The organism is Streptomyces sp. Ag109_G2-15, from assembly GCF_900215565.1.
Lineage (GTDB): Bacteria > Actinomycetota > Actinomycetes > Streptomycetales > Streptomycetaceae > Streptomyces > Streptomyces diastatochromogenes.
The window spans coordinates 4969433-4988446 of record NZ_OCNI01000001.1; the positions used below are offsets into that span (position 1 = coordinate 4969433).

General features: G+C 72.0%; 19 protein-coding genes, 1 other RNA gene and 1 pseudogene. 13 read left to right on the plus strand and 8 right to left on the minus strand.

Annotation, left to right across the window (positions count from 1 at the left end):
- Positions 1-76 precede the first annotated feature (76 nt).
- On the minus strand, positions 77-1348 hold the full coding sequence (locus tag CRP49_RS22280) for a hypothetical protein (protein WP_097254981.1): 1272 nt from the start codon (positions 1346-1348) through the stop codon (positions 77-79).
- A gap of 188 nt (positions 1349-1536) precedes the next feature.
- On the opposite strand from CRP49_RS22280, the gene CRP49_RS22285 reads away from it, so the two are divergent.
- Genes CRP49_RS22285 through CRP49_RS22295 form a run of 3 tightly spaced genes read left to right on the plus strand, consistent with a single transcriptional unit; the run spans position 1537 to position 4416 of the window.
- On the plus strand, positions 1537-2373 hold the full coding sequence (locus tag CRP49_RS22285) for a Nif3-like dinuclear metal center hexameric protein (protein ID WP_097254982.1): 837 nt from the start codon (positions 1537-1539) through the stop codon (positions 2371-2373).
- 18 nt (positions 2374-2391) lie between these two features.
- Positions 2392-3135: a zinc ribbon domain-containing protein gene (locus CRP49_RS22290; RefSeq protein ID WP_097254983.1), complete on the plus strand. Its 744-nt coding sequence runs from the start codon at positions 2392-2394 to the stop codon at positions 3133-3135.
- Between the two features lie 12 nt (positions 3136-3147).
- Positions 3148-4416 carry a bifunctional RNase H/acid phosphatase gene (locus tag CRP49_RS22295; protein WP_097254984.1) on the plus strand — a complete coding sequence of 423 codons (1269 nt, stop codon included), beginning with the start codon at positions 3148-3150 and terminating at the stop codon, positions 4414-4416.
- Here the strand turns inward: CRP49_RS22295 and CRP49_RS22300 are convergent.
- Positions 4388-5035, minus strand: coding sequence for a bifunctional 4-hydroxy-2-oxoglutarate aldolase/2-dehydro-3-deoxy-phosphogluconate aldolase (locus CRP49_RS22300; protein ID WP_097254985.1), 648 nt, complete (start codon positions 5033-5035; stop codon positions 4388-4390). The genes CRP49_RS22295 and CRP49_RS22300 overlap by 29 nt on opposite strands.
- Positions 5036-5111: 76 nt before the next feature.
- Positions 5112-5894 carry a peroxide stress protein YaaA gene (gene yaaA / locus CRP49_RS22305; protein ID WP_097254986.1) on the minus strand — a complete coding sequence of 261 codons (783 nt, stop codon included), beginning with the start codon at positions 5892-5894 and terminating at the stop codon, positions 5112-5114.
- A 76-nt stretch (positions 5895-5970) separates the two neighbouring features.
- Between yaaA and CRP49_RS22310 the strand changes: the two genes are divergently transcribed.
- The gene (locus tag CRP49_RS22310; RefSeq protein WP_097254987.1) at positions 5971-7404 is read left to right on the plus strand and encodes an RNB domain-containing ribonuclease; all 1434 of its coding nucleotides are present in this window, start codon (positions 5971-5973) and stop codon (positions 7402-7404) included.
- Here CRP49_RS22310 and CRP49_RS22315 read toward each other — a convergent pair.
- The 3 genes from CRP49_RS22315 to CRP49_RS22325 are packed head-to-tail and all read right to left on the minus strand — an operon-like array spanning position 7355 to position 10326.
- A complete protein-coding gene (locus CRP49_RS22315; RefSeq protein WP_097254988.1) occupies positions 7355-7957 on the minus strand; it encodes a hypothetical protein in 603 nt (200 codons plus the stop codon). The genes CRP49_RS22310 and CRP49_RS22315 overlap by 50 nt on opposite strands.
- On the minus strand, positions 7954-8700 hold the full coding sequence (locus CRP49_RS22320) for a MerR family transcriptional regulator (protein WP_097254989.1): 747 nt from the start codon (positions 8698-8700) through the stop codon (positions 7954-7956). The genes CRP49_RS22315 and CRP49_RS22320 overlap by 4 nt, the downstream gene beginning before the upstream one ends.
- 33 nt (positions 8701-8733) lie before the next feature.
- Positions 8734-10326: an FAD-dependent monooxygenase gene (locus CRP49_RS22325; protein WP_218892967.1), complete on the minus strand. Its 1593-nt coding sequence runs from the start codon at positions 10324-10326 to the stop codon at positions 8734-8736.
- 46 nt (positions 10327-10372) lie between these two features.
- On the opposite strand from CRP49_RS22325, the gene CRP49_RS22330 reads away from it, so the two are divergent.
- The 6 genes and pseudogenes from CRP49_RS22330 to rnpB all read left to right on the plus strand — a co-directional run bounded on the left by CRP49_RS22330 (position 10373) and on the right by rnpB (position 14178).
- Positions 10373-10981, plus strand: a complete 609-nt coding sequence (locus CRP49_RS22330) for a TetR/AcrR family transcriptional regulator (RefSeq protein ID WP_097254990.1) — start codon at positions 10373-10375, stop codon at positions 10979-10981.
- A gap of 93 nt (positions 10982-11074) precedes the next feature.
- Positions 11075-11485, plus strand: a complete 411-nt coding sequence (locus tag CRP49_RS22335; protein ID WP_097254991.1) for a DUF4260 family protein — start codon at positions 11075-11077, stop codon at positions 11483-11485.
- A gap of 4 nt (positions 11486-11489) precedes the next feature.
- On the plus strand, positions 11490-11999 hold the full coding sequence (locus tag CRP49_RS22340) for a TetR/AcrR family transcriptional regulator (protein WP_097257488.1): 510 nt from the start codon (positions 11490-11492) through the stop codon (positions 11997-11999).
- Between the two features lie 30 nt (positions 12000-12029).
- On the plus strand, positions 12030-12848 hold the full coding sequence (locus CRP49_RS22345) for an AraC family transcriptional regulator (protein WP_097254992.1): 819 nt from the start codon (positions 12030-12032) through the stop codon (positions 12846-12848).
- Positions 12849-12936: 88 nt separating this feature from the next.
- Positions 12937-13653, plus strand: a pseudogene (locus CRP49_RS49145) (DMT family transporter); the annotation flags it as partial.
- A 118-nt stretch (positions 13654-13771) separates the two neighbouring features.
- Positions 13772-14178: RNase P RNA component class A (rnpB, locus tag CRP49_RS22360), an RNA gene on the plus strand.
- Between the two features lie 58 nt (positions 14179-14236).
- Here rnpB and CRP49_RS22365 read toward each other — a convergent pair.
- Positions 14237-14737, minus strand: coding sequence for a flavin reductase family protein (locus CRP49_RS22365; RefSeq protein WP_179851711.1), 501 nt, complete (start codon positions 14735-14737; stop codon positions 14237-14239).
- Positions 14738-15155: 418 nt separating this feature from the next.
- Between CRP49_RS22365 and CRP49_RS22370 the strand changes: the two genes are divergently transcribed.
- Together CRP49_RS22370 and CRP49_RS22375 are read left to right on the plus strand one after the other, a co-directional pair.
- The gene (locus CRP49_RS22370; RefSeq protein WP_097254995.1) at positions 15156-16100 is read left to right on the plus strand and encodes an NADP-dependent oxidoreductase; all 945 of its coding nucleotides are present in this window, start codon (positions 15156-15158) and stop codon (positions 16098-16100) included.
- A 52-nt stretch (positions 16101-16152) separates the two neighbouring features.
- Complete coding sequence (locus CRP49_RS22375; protein WP_097254996.1) at positions 16153-17001, plus strand: helix-turn-helix transcriptional regulator; 849 nt, start codon at positions 16153-16155, stop codon at positions 16999-17001.
- 58 nt (positions 17002-17059) lie between these two features.
- Here CRP49_RS22375 and CRP49_RS22380 read toward each other — a convergent pair whose 3' ends face one another.
- The gene (locus CRP49_RS22380) at positions 17060-17398 is read right to left on the minus strand and encodes a helix-turn-helix transcriptional regulator (protein ID WP_257033465.1); all 339 of its coding nucleotides are present in this window, start codon (positions 17396-17398) and stop codon (positions 17060-17062) included.
- Positions 17399-17585: 187 nt separating this feature from the next.
- Here CRP49_RS22380 and CRP49_RS22385 point away from each other — a divergent pair, with 187 nt between their 5' ends.
- Positions 17586-19013, plus strand: a complete 1428-nt coding sequence (locus tag CRP49_RS22385) for an MFS transporter (protein WP_097254998.1) — start codon at positions 17586-17588, stop codon at positions 19011-19013.
- Position 19014 lies beyond the last annotated feature (1 nt).

Below are 19014 nucleotides of genomic sequence, written 5' to 3' on the forward strand. Positions count from 1 at the left end.
CAACAAGATCTCTTACAGCCGGGCGAGTGTAACCGGCACACCACGGGCCGAATCCAGGCGGGCACGCCGACCGGTGCTACTTCGTTACAAGTCGGCCGAGAGGTGCCTGTTGCAGCGGTACCGGACGGACCGTCACCGGTCCCGGAGGATCCGGTTCCGCCGCCTGCCAGGACGCCTCGGGCACCCCGGCAGCCATGCCGTCCCGGACCGGATCCCCCGGACCCGCGTCCCCCGGTACCCCCGTTCCCCCCGGCCCCGGTGCCCCCGTTCCCCCCGGCCCCGCGACGGCCGTACCGCCCGCGGTCCCCAGGCCCCCCGCTTCCCCCCTGGGCGCCGTCAGCTCCGCCACGCCGCACGGGACCTCCCCCGTGGCGTACGGCAGCCGCAGCACCCCGTCCGGCGTCCACAGCCCCGACCCGGTCAACCACCCCTCGGGCGCCGGAAGATGACATACCTGCCGCTCGGCCGGCCGCCAGGTGCCGACCCAGCTGCCGAACGGCCCGTCGATGCGCAGCGCCACCGCACAGCTCTCCGGCATCAGCACCTGCCCCGGCTGGATCGCGAACGGCGTCACCGCGCAGTCCGGGACGCGCAGACACTCCGGGAAGCGCACCGGCAGCATGCTGCCCATCACCCCCCAGCCCAATCGTTCCTGCCCCGGAGAGGGCGCGTCCGAGGAGATCAGCAGCAGCCCGCTGTCCGGGTCGGCGAGCAGCAACCGGTCGTCGCTGCCCTCCGCGATCTGCAGCAGGGGCGAGATCTCGCCCCCGCGCCCCAGGTCGACCACGACCGTCTTGGTGCGCCCGCCCAGCTCCCGGTCCAGCGCGAGCATCCGCCCGCCCCGGTCCAGCCAGACCCCGCCCGAGCAGCGCCCCGGCACCTCCGCCAGCAGCTCCGGCCCGAAGGCGCCGCCCGCCACCAGCCACACCGCCGTGGCCCGCGGACCGACCGCGAGGGCGTACGCGCGCACCCCGCCCGGCGCGGGCGGCAGCAGCCTGAGCCGGGTGCCCGGCTCCGGGCACTCCACCGCGCCCAGCGGCAGCTCGCCGGTGCCGGGGCCGGTCGGGTACAGCAGCGAGAAGGTGTGCCGGCGCTCCACCAGCCGCTGGATCAGCACCCGCCCGTCCGCCATCGGCTGCACCTGGGTGCCGGGCTCCTCCGGCTGGTTGCCGGGCAGCGGCACCGCGTACGGCTCCGGGCCGTCCAGGGTCCAGCGCTCCGGGAACCAGGAGTCACCGCCCAGCGCGAGGCGGGCGGCGTATGCGCCGTCCACCGTGATGGCGCACCGCGTCCCCGGCACACCGTCGTCCTCACCGGTGGAGGGGGGTTCGATCGCACAGGCTGTCATCGTTCGGTCACCTCCAGCGACGAAGCTAGTTTTCGTACGCACGGGCGTGGGATCGCCAGACCCCGGCTTCACACATACGGGTGGCGCAGAAGCGATTCCTCTGAGGGAACCGGGGCGTATGTGCTGAGCGGGACCAGGGGAAGCGGATGCGGTACAGCCCGGCAGAACAGCCAGGTAGCCTTTTCCCCGTGCCCCGTCTGTCTGAAGTCATCGCCGCGCTGGAGAACCTGTGGCCCGCCGCGCGGGCCGAGTCCTGGGACGCGGTCGGCACGGTCGTGGGCGACCCGGACCAGCAGGTCACCCGGGTCCTGTTCGCCGTCGACCCCGTCCAGGACATCGTCGACGAGGCCGTGAAGCTCGGCGCCGACCTGCTCGTCACCCACCACCCGCTCTACCTGCGCGGTACGACGACGGTCGCGGCCACGCACTTCAAGGGCCGGGTCGTGCACACGCTGATCAAGAACGACATCGCGCTGCACGTCGCCCACACCAACGCCGACACCGCCGACCCGGGCGTCTCGGACGCCCTCGCCGGCGCGCTCGACCTCCGTGTCGTACGACCCCTCGTGCCCGACCCGACCGACCCCGAGGGGCGCCGGGGCCTGGGCCGGATCTGCGAACTCGACCACCCGGTGACCGTGCGCGAGCTGGCCGCCCGGGCCGCCGAGCGGCTGCCCGCCACCGCACAGGGCATCCGGGTGGCCGGCGACCCCGAGGCCGTCGTCCACACGGTCGCCGTCAGCGGCGGCTCCGGCGACAGCCTCTTCGACCAGGTCCGCGCGGCCGGCGTCGACGCCTTCCTCACCGCCGACCTGCGCCACCACCCGGCCTCCGAGGCGGTGGCCCAAAGTCCCCTCGCGCTGCTCGACGCGGCGCACTGGGCCACCGAGTGGCCCTGGTGCGAGCTGGCCGCAGCCCAGCTCGACGAGATCTCCGACCGCCACGGCTGGGACCTGCGCGTCCACGTGTCCAAGACGGTCACCGACCCCTGGACCGCCCACGCGGCGTCCACCGTCACCAACTAGCCCATCGGGAGCCCCCAACTGAACGCCGCGCCCGCCGACCAGATCCGACTCCTCGACGTCCAGGCCCTCGACGTCCGCCTGCAGCAGCTGGCACACAAGCGGAGGTCGCTGCCCGAGCACGCCGAGATCGAGTCGCTCAACAAGGACCTGACGCAGCTGCGCGACCTGCTGGTGGCCGCGCAGACCGAGGAGAGCGACACCGCCCGCGAGCAGACCAAGGCCGAGCAGGACGTGGACCAGGTGCGCCAGCGTGCCGCCCGCGACCAGCAGCGCCTGGACTCCGGCGCCGTCACCTCGCCGAAGGACCTGTCCAACCTCCAGCACGAGATCGCCTCCCTGGCCAAGCGGCAGGGCGACCTGGAGGACGTCGTCCTGGAGGTCATGGAGCGCCGCGAGGCCGCGCAGGAGCGGGTGACCGAGCTGACCGAGCGGGTCGGGTCCGTCCAGTCGAAGATCGACGACGCGGGCGGCCGCCGGGACTCGGCCTTCGAGGAGATCGACGGCGAGGTCGCCTCGGTGACCAAGGAGCGCGAGGTCATCGCCGCCTCCGTCCCCGCGGACCTGCTCAAGCTGTACGACAAGCTGCGCGAGCAGCAGGGCGGCATCGGCGCGGCCAAGCTGTACGCCCGCACCTGCCAGGGCTGCCGCCAGGAGCTGGCCATCACCGAGCTGAACGAGATCCGCTCGGCGGCCCCGGACACGGTGGTCCGCTGCGAGAACTGCCGTCGCATCCTGGTGCGTACGGCCGAGTCGGGTCTGTAAGGAGTCGGCGCGGTGCGGGAGTTCATCGTCGAGGCCGACGGCGGGTCGCGGGGCAACCCGGGGCCCGCGGGCTACGGTTCCGTGGTGATCGACGCGGCGACGGGCGAAGCCCTCGCGGAGATCGCGGAGTACATCGGCATCGCCACGAACAACGTGGCCGAGTACCGAGGCCTGGTCGCCGGCCTGCGCGCCGCGCACACCCTCGACCCCACCGCCCGGGTCCACGTCCGCATGGACTCCAAGCTGGTCATCGAGCAGATGTCGGGCCGCTGGAAGATCAAGCACCCTGCGATGAAGCCCTTGGCGGCGGAAGCCGGCCGGATCTTCCCCGCGGACCAGATCACCTACGAGTGGATCCCCCGCGAGCAGAACAAACACGCCGACCGCCTGGCCAACGAGGCAATGGACGCGGGGGCCAAGGGCGGCCAGTGGTCGCCCTCGGAATCCGCCGTAGCTGCGGGCAGTCGTGCCGCTGGGGCGGCGCCCGTCCCAGACAAAGGCGCACCTCCCAGCGAGCAGCGCCCCACAGCCCCCGACGAGCAGCACCTTTCCAGTACCGGAGGGGAACGCACGGTCACCCCCAGCGAGCAGCACCTCTCAACGTCCGGCGAGCAGCGCCCCTCCACCCCCGGCTGGAGCGCCGCCGCAGACATGGGCGCCCCCGCCACTTTCGTCCTCCTCCGCCACGGCGAAACCCCCCTCACCCCCCAGAAACGCTTCTCCGGCAGCGGCGGCACCAACCCCTCCCTCTCGGACGCGGGCCGCGAACAGGCCCACCGAGCAGCAGAGGCACTCGCCAAGCGAGGCACGATCCAGGCGATCCTCGCCTCCCCCCTCGCCCGCACCCGCGAAACCGCCGGCATCGTCGCCGCCCGCCTCGGCCTGGACGTCACGATCGAAGAGGGCCTGCGGGAGACGGACTTCGGCGCCTGGGAGGGCCTGACCTTCGGCGAGGTCCGCGAGCGCCACCCGGACGACCTGAACGCCTGGCTCGCCGACCCCGAGGCCCACCCCACCGGCGGCGGCGAGAGCTTCGCGGAGACCGCCACCCGGATGGAGGCCACCAGGGAGAAGCTGGTCGCGGCCTACGCGGGCCGCACGGTCCTGCTGGTCACCCACGTCACCCCGATCAAGACCCTCGTGCGCCTCGCCCTGGGTGCCCCGCCCGAGTCGCTGTTCCGCATGGAACTCTCCGCCGCCTCCCTGTCGGCGGTGGCGTACTACGCGGACGGCAACGCGAGCGTGCGGCTGTTCAACGACACGTCCCACCTGCGTCCCTGAGCCCGGCGGCGGCCCGCGCCAGCTCTTCGATCCGGGCCCAGTCCCCGGCGGCCATCGCGTCCGCCGGGACCATCCAACTCCCGCCCACGCAGCCGACATTGGGCAGGGACAGATACTCCGGCGCGGTCCCGGGCCCGATCCCGCCCGTAGGGCAGAAGCGGGCCTGCGGCAACGGACCGGCCAGGGACTTGAGATAAGCGGTCCCGCCCGCCGCCTGCGCCGGGAAGAACTTCATCTCCCGCACCCCGCGCTCCAGCAGCGCCACCACCTCCGAGGTGGTCGACACCCCCGGCAGGAACGGCACCCCGGACGCCCGCATCGCCGTCAGCAGCGCGTCCGTCCACCCGGGACTGACCAGGAACCGCGCCCCGGCCGCCACGCACGCGCCCACCTGCTCCGGCGCGATGACCGTCCCCGCCCCGACCACCGCGTCCGGCACCTCGTCAGCGATGGCCCGGATCGCGTCCAGCGCGGCGGGCGTCCGCAGCGTCACCTCGATCGCGGGCAGCCCGCCGACGACCAGCGCACGGGCGAGCGGTACGGCGTCCCCGGCGTCCTCGATGACGACGACGGGGACGACAGGCGCGAGGTCCAGCACAGACGAGGGCATGCCGCTCATCCTGCCGATGTGATGCAGGGCGCGCAAAGGTCGTTGCATATGTTGCAACGGGTAGGCCGACGGCCTCAGAGGAGGCTCAGTGGATCTCCTCCACCAGCACATCCAGCGACCACGCCTGCCCCGCCTTCACCGGCGCCTGAGCCTCCACGACGTACCCGAGATCCCGCAGCGCCTCCACCAGCTCGGCCGGACCCTTGGGCGCGGCCCCGGCCGACAGCAGGCTCCGTACGATCCGCCCCTTCGTCGCCTTGTTGAAGTGGCTGACGACCTTCCGGGTCGGCGCGTGCAGCACCCGTACCGTCGCCGTACGCCCGGCCACCTCGCCCTTCGGCTTCCACGCGGCCGCGTACGCGGCGGACCTCAGGTCCAGGACGAGCCCGTCCCCGGCGGCCTCGGGCAGCACCGACGCCATCGGCGCCCGCCAGTGGGCGCCCAGCGCCCCGAGCCCCGGCAGCTTCACGCCCATCGAGCACCGGTAGGAGGGGATGCGGTCGGTCACGCGCACCGCGCCCCACAGCCCCGAGAACACGAGGAGCGACCGTGCGGCCCGCTTCTTCGCGGCCGCGTCGAGGGAGGCCAGGTCGAGGGCGTCGTACAGCACACCCGTGTAGATCTCCCCGGCGGGCCGCGCCCCGGCCGTCCGCAGGCCGGCGTTCTTCGTGATCTCGCCGCGCAGCCCCTCGCTCAGCCCGAGCACCTCGCGCGCCTTCTCCTCGTCACCGGCGCTCAGCTCGACCAGCTCCCCGAGCACGGCCTCCCGCGCCTCGGTCAGCCCCGGCAGGGACAGCGACTCCAGCTTCAGCGGGGCGCCACGGCCCGAGGACGCCTTGCCTTCCGAGGGCGGCAGCAGGACAAGCACGGGTAGTACTCCTTCTCTCCGGTTCTGCGCCAGGGTACGGGGTGCTGCCCCCGCGCCTTCGACCTACGCTCGACACATGCCCCGCCGCAAGATCCGCGTGACCGGCGCCCCCAAGGCCCCTCTGAGGGCCGCCCTCGCCGCGCTCCGCGCCGAACTCGGCGTACCGGAGGCCTTTCCCGCCGCGGTCCAGGCGGAGGCCGAGCGGTCGGCGCAGGCGCCCGCCCTGCCGTCGTACGACGTCACGGACCTGCCCTTCTTCACCGTCGACCCGCCCACCTCCACCGACCTCGACCAGGCGATGCACCTGTCCCGGCAGGGCACCGGCTACCGGGTCCGGTACGCCATCGCCGACGTCGCCGCCTTCGTCGCACCCGGCGGTGCCCTGGACGCGGAGGCGCACAAGAGGGTGAACACCCTCTACTTCCCCGACGAGAAGGTCCCGCTCCACCCCACCGTGCTCAGCGAGGACGCCGCGAGCCTGTTGCCCGACCGGACCCGGCCCGCCGTGCTGTGGACGCTCGACCTGGACGCGGAGGGCCGTACCGTCGCCGTCGACGTGCGCCGGGCCCTGGTCCGCAGCCGGGCGAAGCTCGACTACGCGGGCGTGCAGCGGCAGATCGACAGCGGGACCGCCGAGGAGCCGGTCGCCCTGCTCAGGGAGATTGGCCTGGCCCGGGAGCGCCTCGAGGTGGAGCGCGGCGGGATCTCGCTGGGCGTCCCCGAGCAGGAGATCACCGAGCGGGACCACACCTACGAACTGAGCTACCGCGCCCCGCTGCCCGCCGACGGCTGGAACGCCCAGCTCTCCCTGCTCGCCGGCATGGCCGCGGCCGACCTGATGACGGCCACCGGCACGGGCATCCTGCGTACCCTCCCGGCCGCGCCCGACGGCGCCGTGGCCCGGCTGCGCCGTACCGCGGTCGCCCTGCACATCGACTGGCCGCACCACGTGTCGTACGCGGCGCTGATCCGCACCCTCGACCCGCACGACACCCACCACGCAGCCTTCCTCCAGGAGTGCACGACCCTGCTGCGCGGCGCGGGCTACACGGTCTTCCGGGACGGGAACCTGCCCGCGATCACCACCCACGCCGCCGTCGCCGCCCCCTACGCCCACTGCACCGCCCCGCTGCGCCGCCTCGCCGACCGCTACGCCGCCGAACTCTGCCTCGCGGCCGCAGCCGGCCAGACCCCGCCCGACTGGGTCCTCGCCGCGCTCGACGCGCTGCCGCAGCGGATGACCGAGGGCAGCCGCCGCGCGGCCGAGGCCGAGCGGGAGTGCGTCGACATCGTGGAGGCCGCCCTCCTCAAGGACCGGGTCGGGGAGGTCTTCGACGGCTGCGTGGTGGACCTCGCGGACCGCCAACCGACCGTCGGCACCGTGCAGTTGACGTCCCCGGCCGTGATCGGCCGGATAGAGGGCGAGCACCTCCCGCTCGGCGAACGCCTGCGGGTCCGGCTCACCCGAGCGGATCCGGGCACGTCGAAGATCCTGTTCGCACCCGCGTGAGGGCTCGTACGAGGTCGTCGGGATCCTCGGCGTGCAGCCGGACCACGCTCGCCGTCCGGCGACGACCGAAGAGGGTCGTCCGGGTGACCGGGACGGTGAGTTCGAGGGTGAGGGTGGTCCGGGAGGCTATGGGAAGGTCGAGTTCGCCCGCCGCGCGCTCGTGCGTGGTGCGCGTCTCCCGTCGTACGGCCCCGATCACCGCCAGCGGTATGCGCAGGTCCACATGGGCGCCGTACCGCACCCGCAGCGCGTCCGGGGTGAGCACGTGCGGGCGGACCACGCAGGCCGCGTGCAGGCCGACGACGAACAGCAGGGTGTAGACGTCCAGCAGAAGTACGACCCGGTGCGCGGTGGGCCAGTCGCGCAGCAGCACGGACATGGTGAACGACTCGACCACACACACGAAGCCCAGCCCGAACAGGGTCGAGCCCTGCCCCCGCGCATACCCGAACGCCCGCCCGCCGGCCGTGCCGTGAGTACGCCGGGCCAGCCACAGCCCGAGACTCACGAACAGCCGCGCCTCGTGCCGGACCAGGCCGTGGACGACTCTCACGGCCGTTCCCCGACGAGGATCCGCAGGAGGCGGCGGATCGCCTCGGCCTGGGCGGGCGCGAAGTCGGCGTACAAGGCGCGCAGGAAGGCGTTGTCCCGGTCGAAGTCCGACGCGGGCAGAAACTCCGCGGGGACCAGGTCTGCCAGAGTCCGCGCGGCCTGCTCCACGCGCGGGTCGTCCGGTGCGGCGTCCGCGAGCGCGTCGAGCAGCGCGTACGCCTCCTGCGCCCGCGCCGGCGCGTCCGGGCCGTCCAGGGTGCCGCGCAGTGCGGACAGCAGCCGCTCCCGGTCCGCCGGGGCCGCGCCGGTGTCGATCAGGGCCAGGATCTCGCGGTCCTTGGCGGCCATGGGGGAGTCGCTGCCGGGCAGACCGGCGAGCAGACCGGCCAGTTCGGGGGAGAACGGCCCGTCGGCGGGCAGCTCCCCGGCCTCCAGCAGCGCCCGCAGCCGCTGCCGGCGCTCCCTGATCTCCGCCTCCTGCCGGGCCAGGTCCTCGTCCAGCTCGGTGAGCACCTCGACCAGGTCCTTGCCGGCGTCGTCGGCGAGCACGTCCCGTACCTCGGTCAGGCCCATCCCCAGCTCGGTGAGCCGCCGGATCCGGGCGAGGACGACGGCGTGCCGGAGGGTGTAGTGCCGGTACCCGTTGGCCAGGCGCTCGGGTTCGGGCAGCAGGCCCAGGTGGTGGTAGTGCCGCACCGCGCGCGTGGTGACGCCGACGGCGGCGGCGAGTTCTCCGATCCGCATGGGTCCAGTACAGACGTTGACGTCGCGGAAGGGTCAAGCGGTGACCGCGGCCGAGCCCAGCCAGCGCTGGAGGGCCTCGGGCAGGGACGTGCCGTCGTCTCCGCCGTCCGCTGCCGCCGCGTTCGCTGTCCCCGCGTCCGCTGCCCCCGCGTTCGCCGCCCACGCTACGAACCCATCCGGCCGGACGAACAGCGCGGCCAGGTCCGGCCGGGCGGGGCAGGCGACGGTCAGGACGTCCAGCCGGTCGCCGTATCCCCCGGCGCGGGCACGCAGCTTCGGGTCGTCCGCGAGGTCGAGCAGCAGGGCCCGGCCGGTGTGCAGATGGTCGCCGAGCCGGGTGCCGTCGGAGAGTTCCAGGTCAGGGGCGCTGTGGCCGGTCAGCGGGTGGTCGCCGGGGAGGTCGTAGGTCTGCCATACCCCGGAGATCTGCGTGACCAGGTACGTCGTTCCGGTGGTGGTCAGGGCCATGTCGGTCACCACCCGGCGCAGGGCCCGGGCATGCCGGTCGGGGCGCATCAGCGCGATCTGGGCGCGGGTCCAGTCGAGCACCCAGGCGCCGATCGGGTGCCGTTCGGCGGTGTAGCTGTCCAGCAGGGCCTCGGGCGCCCGGCCGCGCACCACGGCGGCGAGCTTCCAGCCGAGGTTCATCGCGTCCCCGATGCCGAGGTTGAGCCCCTGCCCGCCGAACGGCGAGTGCACATGCGCCGCATCGCCCGCGAGCAGCACCCGGCCCCTTCGGTAGTCGGTGACCTGGCGGGCGTTGTCGGTGAACCGGGTCGCCGTCACGACCTTCGTGATGGTCACCTCCGGCACGCCCGCCACCCGGCGCAGGCTGGCCTGCAGTTCCTCGGCGGTGACGGGCGCCGACCGGTCGGCCGGGGGCCCGTCGAACTCCACGCTGAGGATGCGACCCGGGAAGGGCCCGTGGACGTACGTCCCCACGTCGGTCGTGTTCCACCCCGCGCCCAGCCGCTCGGTGCCGGACATCTCCACCACCGCCTGGTAGCCGGTGATCTCCGGGTCCGTCCCCGGGAAGTCGAACCCGGCGAGCTTGCGGACGGTGCTGCGACCGCCGTCGCAGCCCACGAGCCAGCCGGCCCGGATCGTCCCTCCGCGCGTGTGTACGGTCACGCCGTCCGCGTCCGCCTCGAACCCGGTCAGCTCCACACCCCGGCGCACCTCGACACCCAGCCGCGCGGCCCGCCGGGCCAGGATCCGCTCCAGCTCGGCCTGCGGCACACCGAGACCGGCCTCGGCGGCCGGGCCGACCTCCGCCCAGGCGGGGTCGGAGCCGTCGAACAGGTCGGGGTCCATCATGATCCCGGCGAAGTGGCCGGCGAACTTCGGCGGGACGCTGAGGCGCTTCCCGAAGGCCCGCATCCGTTCCTGGGCCGCCTCCCACACCGCCGCCATCTCCGGCAGCAGGCCCCGCCGGTAGAACGCCACCGCGCTCGGGATGTTGACCGCGCCCGCCTTGATCGTCTCGTCGACCTCGGTCAGCCGCTCCACGACCAGCACCCGGGCCCCGCCGAGCCCCAGCTCACAGCCGAGGAACAGGCCCACGGGACCGGCGCCGGCCACCACCACGTCGTAATCGGTCGTCGTCATGCTCTCGTCGGTCGTCATGAATTCACTGTAGTCACTAAAAGTTTTGAGCGGCTATAGTTTTCGCATGGAAGAGGAACCTTCGCTGAGGGAGCGCAAGAAGCGGGAGACGCGGCAGCGGATCTCGGACATCGCCACGTTGCTCTTCGCGCAGCGCGGCTTCGACGCGGTGACGGTCGCCGAGGTGGCCCGCGAGGCAGGCGTCTCCACCATGACCGTCTTCAACTACTTCCCGCGCAAGGAGGACCTGTTCCTCGACCGCATCCCCGAGGCTGCCGACCTGTTCGCCACGGCCGTACGCGAACGCGCCCCCGGCGAACCCCCGCTCGCCGCCCTGCGCCGCCTCGCGCTCCGACTGCTCGACCAAAGACACCCGTTGAGCGCCATCGCGGAGAGGTTCGTGCACTTCTGGCGGGTCGTCATCGACTCACCGGCCTTGCGCGCCCGCGCCCGCGAGGGGGTCGAGGAGGTCGAGTCCGCCCTGGCCGGAGCCCTGGCCGAAACGGAAGTCGCCGACCCTTGCCTGCTGGCCGCCCTGACGGTCGCCGCGTACCGCACGCTCTACGTCACCTCGGCGCGCCGGCTGATGGCCGGGGATCCGGTGGAGGACGTCGCGGAGGACCACCGTGCCCGACTGGAGGCCGCGTTCGCCGCGCTGGAGCGGATGGCCTCTTAGCTGCCCCTTGACGGCTAACGCCGTTAGCCATACCGTCGTGGCTAACGGCGTTAGCCAGTCTGGCCCGGGCGCCGTACGACCCTGGAGGCAGCCATGTCCGCCACGACCACGAGCGCCACCTCGCCCCTCACCGTCCTGCGTCGCACGGCCTGGCTCGCGGCGGCCCTGTTCTGGTCCGCCTTCGCGGTACTGGAGGCCGTGAACCACGGCTGGCTCGCCGGCACCCTCGCCCTGGTCTTCCTGGTCCTGCCCGACCTGACCTTCCTGGTCGCCGTAGACGAGGCACCCCGCATGGCGAAGGGCCAACTGGCGCCGCGCGCGGTGCCGTACTACAACGCGATGCACCGCGCACTGGTCCCGCTGGCGCTGCTGGTGGCGTATGCGTTCGGCCCCTTCACCTGGGCCCCCGCCTTCGCGGCGCTGTGCGGCTGGCTGGCCCACATCTCGTACGATCGCGCCTTCGGATACGGACTGCGGACGAAGGAGGGCTTCCAGCGTGGCTGAGCGTCTGACGCCGAGGGCACGGGAGATCGTCGCCGCTGCCCGGGCCCTCCTGGAGGAGTCCGGAGCGGCGGCCCTCACCATGCGCACCCTCGCCGACCGCCTCGGCATCAAGGCCCCGTCCCTCTACAAGCACTTCCCCGACAAGCACGCCGTAGAGGTCGAGCTGACGGGACAGATGCTCGCGGAATCGGCCGAGGCCCTGGAGGCCGCCGAGGCCCGCACCCCCGGCTCCCTGGAAGCACTCGCCGAGGCCTACCGCACCTACGCCCTCGCCCACCCCCACCTGTACTGCCTGGCCACGGAACAGCCCCTCCCGCGCGCCGAACTCCCCGCGGGCCTGGAGGACCGCGCCGCCCTGCCCCTGCTGCGGGCCTGCGCCGGCGACCTGGACCTGGCCCGCGCCATCTGGGCCTTCGCCCACGGCATGGTGATCCTGGAGATCCACGGCCGGTTTCCGGCCGACGCGGACCTGGACGCGGCATGGAAACGGGGCCTGAAGGCGTTGCACGTCTAGCAGGAAGAGCATGACAAGGGGGTGTGTCCGATGACGGAACAGGCGCTGTGGACGAGGGCGCGACTGGGCCGCTGCGGCCCTCCGCTCGACCTGCTGACCGCGAACTTCCGCCGGCACACCTACGCCCCGCACGCCCACGACGAGTACACGGTCGGCGTCTGCGTGGGCGGCTCCGAGGTGATCGACTACCGAGGCGGCCACATCCGCACCGGCCCCGGCACGATCGTCGTCCTCGAACCCGGCGAGATGCACACCGGCGGCCCCGGCACCCCCACCGACGGCTACGCCTACCGCGCCCTGTACGCCGAGCCGGCCCTGCTCGCGGACGGCACCCTCGGCGCTCTCCCTCACTTCCGCGAGCCAGTCCTCGACGACCCCGAACTGGCCACGGCCCTCCGCCGGGCCCACACCGAACTCAGCGCCTGCCCCGACCCCCTGGAGGCCGAATCCCGCCTCCCCTGGCTCCTGACGGCCCTGGCCCACCGCCACTCCACGGCAAGACCGATCTCGGACCACATCCCCGGCGCCGCCACCCTGGCCCTCACGGTCCGAGACCGCCTGGCCGACGAACTGACAGCCCCACCCTCCCTGGCCCTACTCGCGTCTGACCTGGGCCTCTCCCGCTACCAGCTCCTCCGCGCCTTCCGCACGACGATGGGGATACCCCCGTACGCCTGGCTGGCCCAGTACCGGGTGACGCGGGCCCGCAGCCTGCTGGAGGCCGGACTGCGCCCGGCCGAAGTGGCGGGCCTGGTGGGCTTCGCCGACCAGGCGCACCTCACCCGGTGGTTCCGCCGAGTACTGGGCGTGACCCCGGCGGCGTACCGCAACAGCGTTCAAGACACTTAACGCGGTCACGACCGAAACTCGACCCATGACTGCACGCGGCTGGTTCCTCTTCTCCCTGATGGGAGTGGTCTGGGGCGTCCCCTATCTGATGATCAAGGTGGCGGTGGACGACCTGTCCCCGTCCATGGTGGTGTTCACGCGCTGTGCGCTGGGCGCACTCCTGCTCCTCCCGTTCGCGATCCGAGGCGGCGGCCTGATCCGGACGGTACGAACGCACTGGCTCCCCATGCTGGCCTTCGCGTGCATCGAGATCATGGGCCCGTGGTTCACGTTGACCGACGCGGAACGGCACCTGTCCAGCTCCACGGCGGGCCTGCTGATCGCGGGCGTGCCGATCGTCGGAGTGCTCCTGGCCCGCTTCTTCGGTGACGCAGAACGCCTCGGAGTGCGGCGCGCCGCAGGCCTGACCCTGGGCCTCGCCGGCGTGGCGGTCCTCACCGTCCCCCACCTCACCGGCGGCGACGCCCGCTCACTCGGCGAGGTCCTGCTGACCGTCCTGGGCTACGCGACGGCCCCCCTGATAGCCGCGCGCTGGCTGAAGGACGTCCCCACCCTCCAGCTCACGGCCCCCTGCCTCACCCTGGCCGCCCTCGTCTACGCCCCCGCGGCCGCGGCCACCTGGCCGTCCACCGTACCGTCGGGCCAGGTCCTGGCCTCCCTCGCCGGCCTGGGCGTCATCTGCACGGCGCTGGCCTTCGTGGCCTTCCTGGAACTGATCAAGGAGGTCGGCCCGACCCGCTCGACGGTCATCACGTACGTCAACCCGGCGGTGGCGGTGGCGGCGGGAGCCCTCTTCCTGAACGAGCCCCTGACCTCCGGCATCCTGGTCGCCTTCACCCTGATCCTGGCGGGCTCGGTCCTGGCCACGGCGACCGCCGGTCCCCGCCGCCCCACACGCCCGGTACCATGGTCGACACGGCAGACGAGCCGGGCGGACGGCCGCGTGGAGTCCCCCTAGGGGGCTTCCCGAGGAACGTCCGGGCTCCACAGGGCAGGGTGGTGGCTAACGGCCACCCGGGGTGACCCGCGGGACAGTGCCACAGAAAACAGACCGCCGGGGGCTTCGGCCCTCGGTAAGGGTGAAACGGCGGTGTAAGAGACCACCAGTGCCCAGGGTGACCTGGGCAGCTAGGTAAACCCCACCTGGAGCAAGGTCAAAAGGGGCCGCTGTAAAAGGCGGCTCTGCGCGGACGTTCGAGGGCTGCCCGCCCGAGTCCGCGGGTAGACCGCACGAGGCCGGTGGCAACGCCGGTCCTAGATGGATGGCCGTCGCCCCGGGCTCCGCGAGGAACCCGGGGAACAGAACCCGGCGTACAGCCCGACTCGTCTGCCGCTCTGTATTTCCGCCCGGATGATCTCCCCATTTCCGCCCGGATGATCTCCCCGCGTCACTGTCCGGCCAGTCGCGCGTAGTCCCCCTGGAAGAAGACCAGCGGGCGAGGATCACCGGCGACCGCCAGGTCGAGTACGCGGCCCAGGACGAACAGGTGGTCGCCGGCCGGGACGACATCCGCCACCTCGCATTCGATCCATGCGGCGACGCCGTCGAGGATCGGGGCGCCGGTGACCCCTCGGTGCCAGTCGAGCCGGCCGAACTTGTCGCCTCCACTGGTCGCGAACACCGTGGACAGCTCCGCCTGATGCTCCGCCAGCACGTTGGCCACGAAGGATCCGGCTCGTTCGATACGTGGCCAACTGGTGGAGGTCACACTGGGGAAGAAGCCGACCATGGGCGGCTCCAGTGACACCGACGCGAAGGAACCCACGGTCAGACCGACCGGCTCGTCCCCGTCGATCGCCGAGACGGCCACCACACCGGTCGGCAAGTGTCCGAGCACTCGGCGGAAGTGCGCCGAGTCGAAGGCCGAGGCGTCCAGACGAGTTGCCATCGCTCTCCTCATGAGAAGGTAACCGCCGCACAGTCGTACGGCAGTTGATCGCTCACGGGGAAATCGTAGGAGCTGATCCAGCGGGCGGAGAGGGCGAGTCTGTGCCGGTTGCCGTCCGCCTGGGAGCGGCACCACCACGCCCGCGCCTCGATCGTGTTGGTGCTGCCAATATGACATCTGCGAACTGGTTCGGTTCCGCCACTCGGTGAATGATCGTGGTCATGTCCGGGTTGACCAGGCCCAGTTCGGGTTTCCAGCGCATGACCGCGAAGCGGCTGACCACTCTCGCTGCGTTCCCGGGCGCACAGAGACCCCGTCCCGTGGTGACCGCCGCACTCTGACCGCGGTCACCGGATCGCCGGCCAGGCGCCCCCTCCGTATGACCCCTTGATTCGTTTGGTGAAAGGAACCCCCCATCATGCGCGCTGTCGGAATCGAACAGTTCGGCGGACCCGATGTGTTGAAGGTCGTCGACCGTCCGTTGCCCGTCCCCGGCCCGGGACAGGTCCGTATCCGGGTCACCGCCGCCGCGGTCAACCCCACTGACCTGCTGCTGCGTTCGGGGCAGCTGGCAGCCGCCATGGCCGGGCAGGAGCCGCCCCACACTCCCGGCATGGACGCCTCAGGAGTCGTCGACGCGGTCGGTGACGGTGTCGACCTCGGGGTCGGTGAGCCGGTCATGGCGTTCGTCAATCCCTTCCACGCCGGGGGCGGAGCCCAGGCCGAGTACGTGGTGGTGCCCCGCGACCAGGTCGTCGCCGCGCCCCGGGGCCTCGACCTCCGTGACGTCGCCGGCCTGCCCATGAACGGGCTCACCGCGAACCTGGCCCTCTCCCTCCTCGACCTGCCCGAAGCAGCGACGCTGGCTGTCACGGGAGCGGCGGGCGCGTTGGGCGGGTACGTGGTGCAACTGGCCAAGCACCGCGGGCTCCGAGTCGTCGCCGACGCCGCTGTGCGGGACCGCGACCTGGTCCATGGGCTCGGCGCGGACCTGGTCGTGCCGCGTCCCGCCGCCACCGCTGATCTCGCCGCCGCCTATCGCGCCGCGGTTCCCGAGGGGGCTGACGCGATCGTCGACGCCGCCGTCATCGGTGCCGACGCTCTGGGCGTGGTGAAGGACGGCGGCCGGTTCGTCAAGTGCCGCCCCTACGAGCTGGCCTCGGAGCGCGGCATCACCATCCATGGGGTACTGGTTCTGGCGCATCCCGCCAAGCGCCCCGCGCTGGAGGAGCTCGCCGCCTTGGCGGAGAAGGGCGTACTGACCCTGCGCACCGCCGACGTACTCGCTCCCGAGAGGGCTCCCGAAGCTCACCGGCGCCTGGAGGCCGGTGGGGTCCGAGGGCGTCTGATCCTCGCCTTCTGACAGGCGTTCCGGGTAACTCGGACTGGTTCTTCGTGCGTGAAGGGTGGCTTATATGAGGGGTAGCAGTGTCGCTTTGGGCCAGGAGGAGACCAGGACCGTCAGAGACGCCGACAGAGAGCGGCGGGCCGCGCTGCGCCACTTCCTCAGGTCCCGCCGGGCGCGGCTCTCGCCCGGCGACGTCGGGCTGACGGTGGGCGGGCGCCGGAACACACCGGGGCTGCGGCGCGAGGAAGTCGCCGTGTTAGCCGGGGTGAGCGCTTCCTGGTACACGTGGCTCGAACAGGGCAGGGACATCAAGGTGTCCGAGGGCGTGCTCGACGCGGTCAGCAATGCGCTCAACCTGGATCGCACCGAGCGCGCGCACCTGTACCTGCTGGCCGGGGTGAATCCGCCGGCCGCCCGCCAGGAGGCGACCTCGGAGGAGCTGTCCCGGCTCCGGCTCGCCGTCGAGGCGTGGCAGCCGGCTCCGGCCTTCATGGTCGACCGGTACTGGAACGTCCTGGTGAGCAACGCCCCCGCGCGCACCCTGCTCGGCGTGCAGGACACGGACTCCAACTACCTCTGGTCGTTCTTCACCGACGGCCGGAACAGGAGTCGCTTCCCCCACTGGATGGACGTGGCGAGCCGCCTGGTCGGCCAGTTCCGCGTCCAGGCCGTGCGCTTTCTCGACGATCCGAACTTCGAACTCCTGGCGCGAAGGCTGTGCTCGGCCAGTCCGGACTTCGACCGGCTGTGGGCGCGGCACGAGACCCGGGACACGGGGATCGCGACCGTCGAGGTGCGGCCCGCCCCCGGCCGCAGGGCGGCCTTCCACCACGTCGTCATGGGGCTGCATCAGAGGTCCGAGCCGCTGCTCATGCTCTATATGCCGACCCAGATCGACGGCGACCGGGCCGGCTGAAACGCCGGTGATCGGGCCGGGTGAACGCCGGCACTCGAGGCTCGGCCGGACGTGCCGGCTACTGGTTCGCCTCGCGTCGGGCCGCCTCGATGATCGAGTCGAGCAGGCCGGGAAAGGCGCGGTCCAGGTCGGCACGGCGCAGAGAGTTCGTCTTCACCGTGCCCTCGTACTGCTGCCAGAGGATTCCGGCACGCCGCAGCACCTTGAAGTGATGGGTGCTGGTGGAGCGCGTGACATTGATGTCGAAGGTCCCGCACGCCATGTTCCGCTCCGAGTCGGCGAGTTGGCGCACGATGCTGCGCCGCACCGGGTCGGCCAGCGCCTCCAGCACGCCCTGGAGCGCGATGTCCTCGGCAGCGAGGTGATCGGTGATGCGCTCGGTGGTCTGTGCGGTCACGTGACTCGGCCTCCTTGCGTTCCGGCGTGGCGCCTTCATCGTACGACAGCTGTCATATGATGACGCCCATTAAATTTGACCGTCATCGTCATATCCGTTTCAATGGACACGGAGATTCCTGGCCGCGGTTGTCGGTGGTCTGCGGTCGCTCTTCGCCCCAGCGAACCCCCCCTCGGAGGAGAGAACGATGCCCCGTGCTGAGTCCCCAGCAGTGCCGTTGCCCGGTGAGGTGGCACCGGCCCGACGGACCGTGCCACCAGGACTGCGGTTAACCGCCCTCGCCACCGGTTTCGTCATGGCAGCCCTGGACGTGACCGTCGTCAACGTCGCGGGCTCGGCGATCCAGGAGCAGCTGCACGCCTCGCTGCCGGAACTCACCTGGATCGTGGACGGATACGTCCTGGTCTTCAGCTCGCTGCTGCTGCTGGCCGGCGGCCTGGCCAACCGCCTCGGCGCGAAGAACGTCTACCTGTGGGGCATGGCCGTCTTCTTCGTGGCCTCCCTCGGCTGCGCGCTCGCGCCGAACGCGGCCGTGCTGATCGGCGCGCGTCTCCTCCAGGGCGTGGGGGCCGCGCTCTTCATGCCGAGTTCGCTGTCCCTTCTGGTGTTCTCGTTCCCGGAGAAGCGGGAGCGCACCCGGATGCTGGGCCTGTGGTCGGCGATCGTGGCCACCTCCGCCGGTCTGGGCCCGACCGTGGGCGGGCTCCTGGTCAGCGCGTTCGGCTGGCAGAGCATCTTCTTTCTCAACCTGCCCATCGGCATCATCGGCATGCTGCTGACCAAGCGCTTCATCGCCCCGTCCGAGGTGCGAGCCACCAAACTGGCGGTGCCCGGCCATGTCCTGTGGATCGTGGCACTCGCCGCCCTGAGCTTCGCGCTCATCGAGGGACCGCGGCTTGGCTGGGGGGCCGGCGGGATGCTGGTGTCGTACGCCGTGCTGGTGGTCGCCGCCGGTTCGCTGCTGGTGCGCGAACGCCGCGCCGACAACCTGGTCATGCCGTGGAGCCTGTTCAGCCGGCCGAGTTTCGCCGGCGCGAACCTGGTGGGTTTCCTCTTCAACCTCGCGCTGTACGGCAGCATGTTCATGCTGAGCCTGTATCTCCAGCACGCCCGTGGGGCCACCCCCTTCCAGGCCGGGCTCGAACTGCTGCCGATGACGATCTGGTTCCCGCTGGCCAACGTCGTCTACTCGCGCATCTCCGCACGGTTCTCCAACGGGGCACTGCTGACGGTCTTCCTGCTGGTCGCCGGCATCTCCTCGCTGACCATGGTCACCGTGTCCTCCGCGACGCCCTACTGGGTGGTGGCGGTGGCAGTCGGCCTCGCCAACATCGGCGCGGGCATCATCTCCCCCGGGATGACCGCGGCGCTGGTGGACGCCGCCGGCCCCGAGCACGCGAACGCGGCCGGCTCCGTGCTCAACGCCAACCGTCAGATCGGCACGCTCGTGGGCATCGCCGCGATGAGCGTCGTACTCGGCACCACCTCGGACTGGAACCGTGGGCCGGCGCTGTGCTTCGCGGTGATCGGCGTCGCGTATCTCGTCGCCGCCGTCGGCGCCTGGCTGATGATCGCCCGCGCCGAACACCGTGAGGCCGCCATCGCCACCGCCTGAC

Bases quoted from the DNA above. Each gene is read 5' to 3' on its own strand.
- CRP49_RS22370 (WP_097254995.1), top strand. From the start codon at position 15,156: ATGCGCGCTGTCGGAATCGAACAGTTCGGCGGACCCGATGTGTTGAAG.
- CRP49_RS22325 (WP_218892967.1), bottom strand. From the start codon at position 10,326: ATGACGACCGACGAGAGCATGACGACGACCGATTACGACGTGGTGGTG.
- CRP49_RS22330 (WP_097254990.1), top strand. From the start codon at position 10,373: ATGGAAGAGGAACCTTCGCTGAGGGAGCGCAAGAAGCGGGAGACGCGG.
- CRP49_RS22310 (WP_097254987.1), top strand. From the start codon at position 5,971: ATGCCCCGCCGCAAGATCCGCGTGACCGGCGCCCCCAAGGCCCCTCTG.
- CRP49_RS22300 (WP_097254985.1), bottom strand. From the start codon at position 5,035: ATGAGCGGCATGCCCTCGTCTGTGCTGGACCTCGCGCCTGTCGTCCCC.
- CRP49_RS22280 (WP_097254981.1), bottom strand. From the start codon at position 1,348: ATGACAGCCTGTGCGATCGAACCCCCCTCCACCGGTGAGGACGACGGT.
- CRP49_RS22365 (WP_179851711.1), bottom strand. From the start codon at position 14,737: ATGGCAACTCGTCTGGACGCCTCGGCCTTCGACTCGGCGCACTTCCGC.
- CRP49_RS22385 (WP_097254998.1), top strand. From the start codon at position 17,586: ATGCCCCGTGCTGAGTCCCCAGCAGTGCCGTTGCCCGGTGAGGTGGCA.
- CRP49_RS22375 (WP_097254996.1), top strand. From the start codon at position 16,153: ATGAGGGGTAGCAGTGTCGCTTTGGGCCAGGAGGAGACCAGGACCGTC.
- CRP49_RS22335 (WP_097254991.1), top strand. From the start codon at position 11,075: ATGTCCGCCACGACCACGAGCGCCACCTCGCCCCTCACCGTCCTGCGT.
- CRP49_RS22320 (WP_097254989.1), bottom strand. From the start codon at position 8,700: ATGCGGATCGGAGAACTCGCCGCCGCCGTCGGCGTCACCACGCGCGCG.
- CRP49_RS22345 (WP_097254992.1), top strand. From the start codon at position 12,030: ATGACGGAACAGGCGCTGTGGACGAGGGCGCGACTGGGCCGCTGCGGC.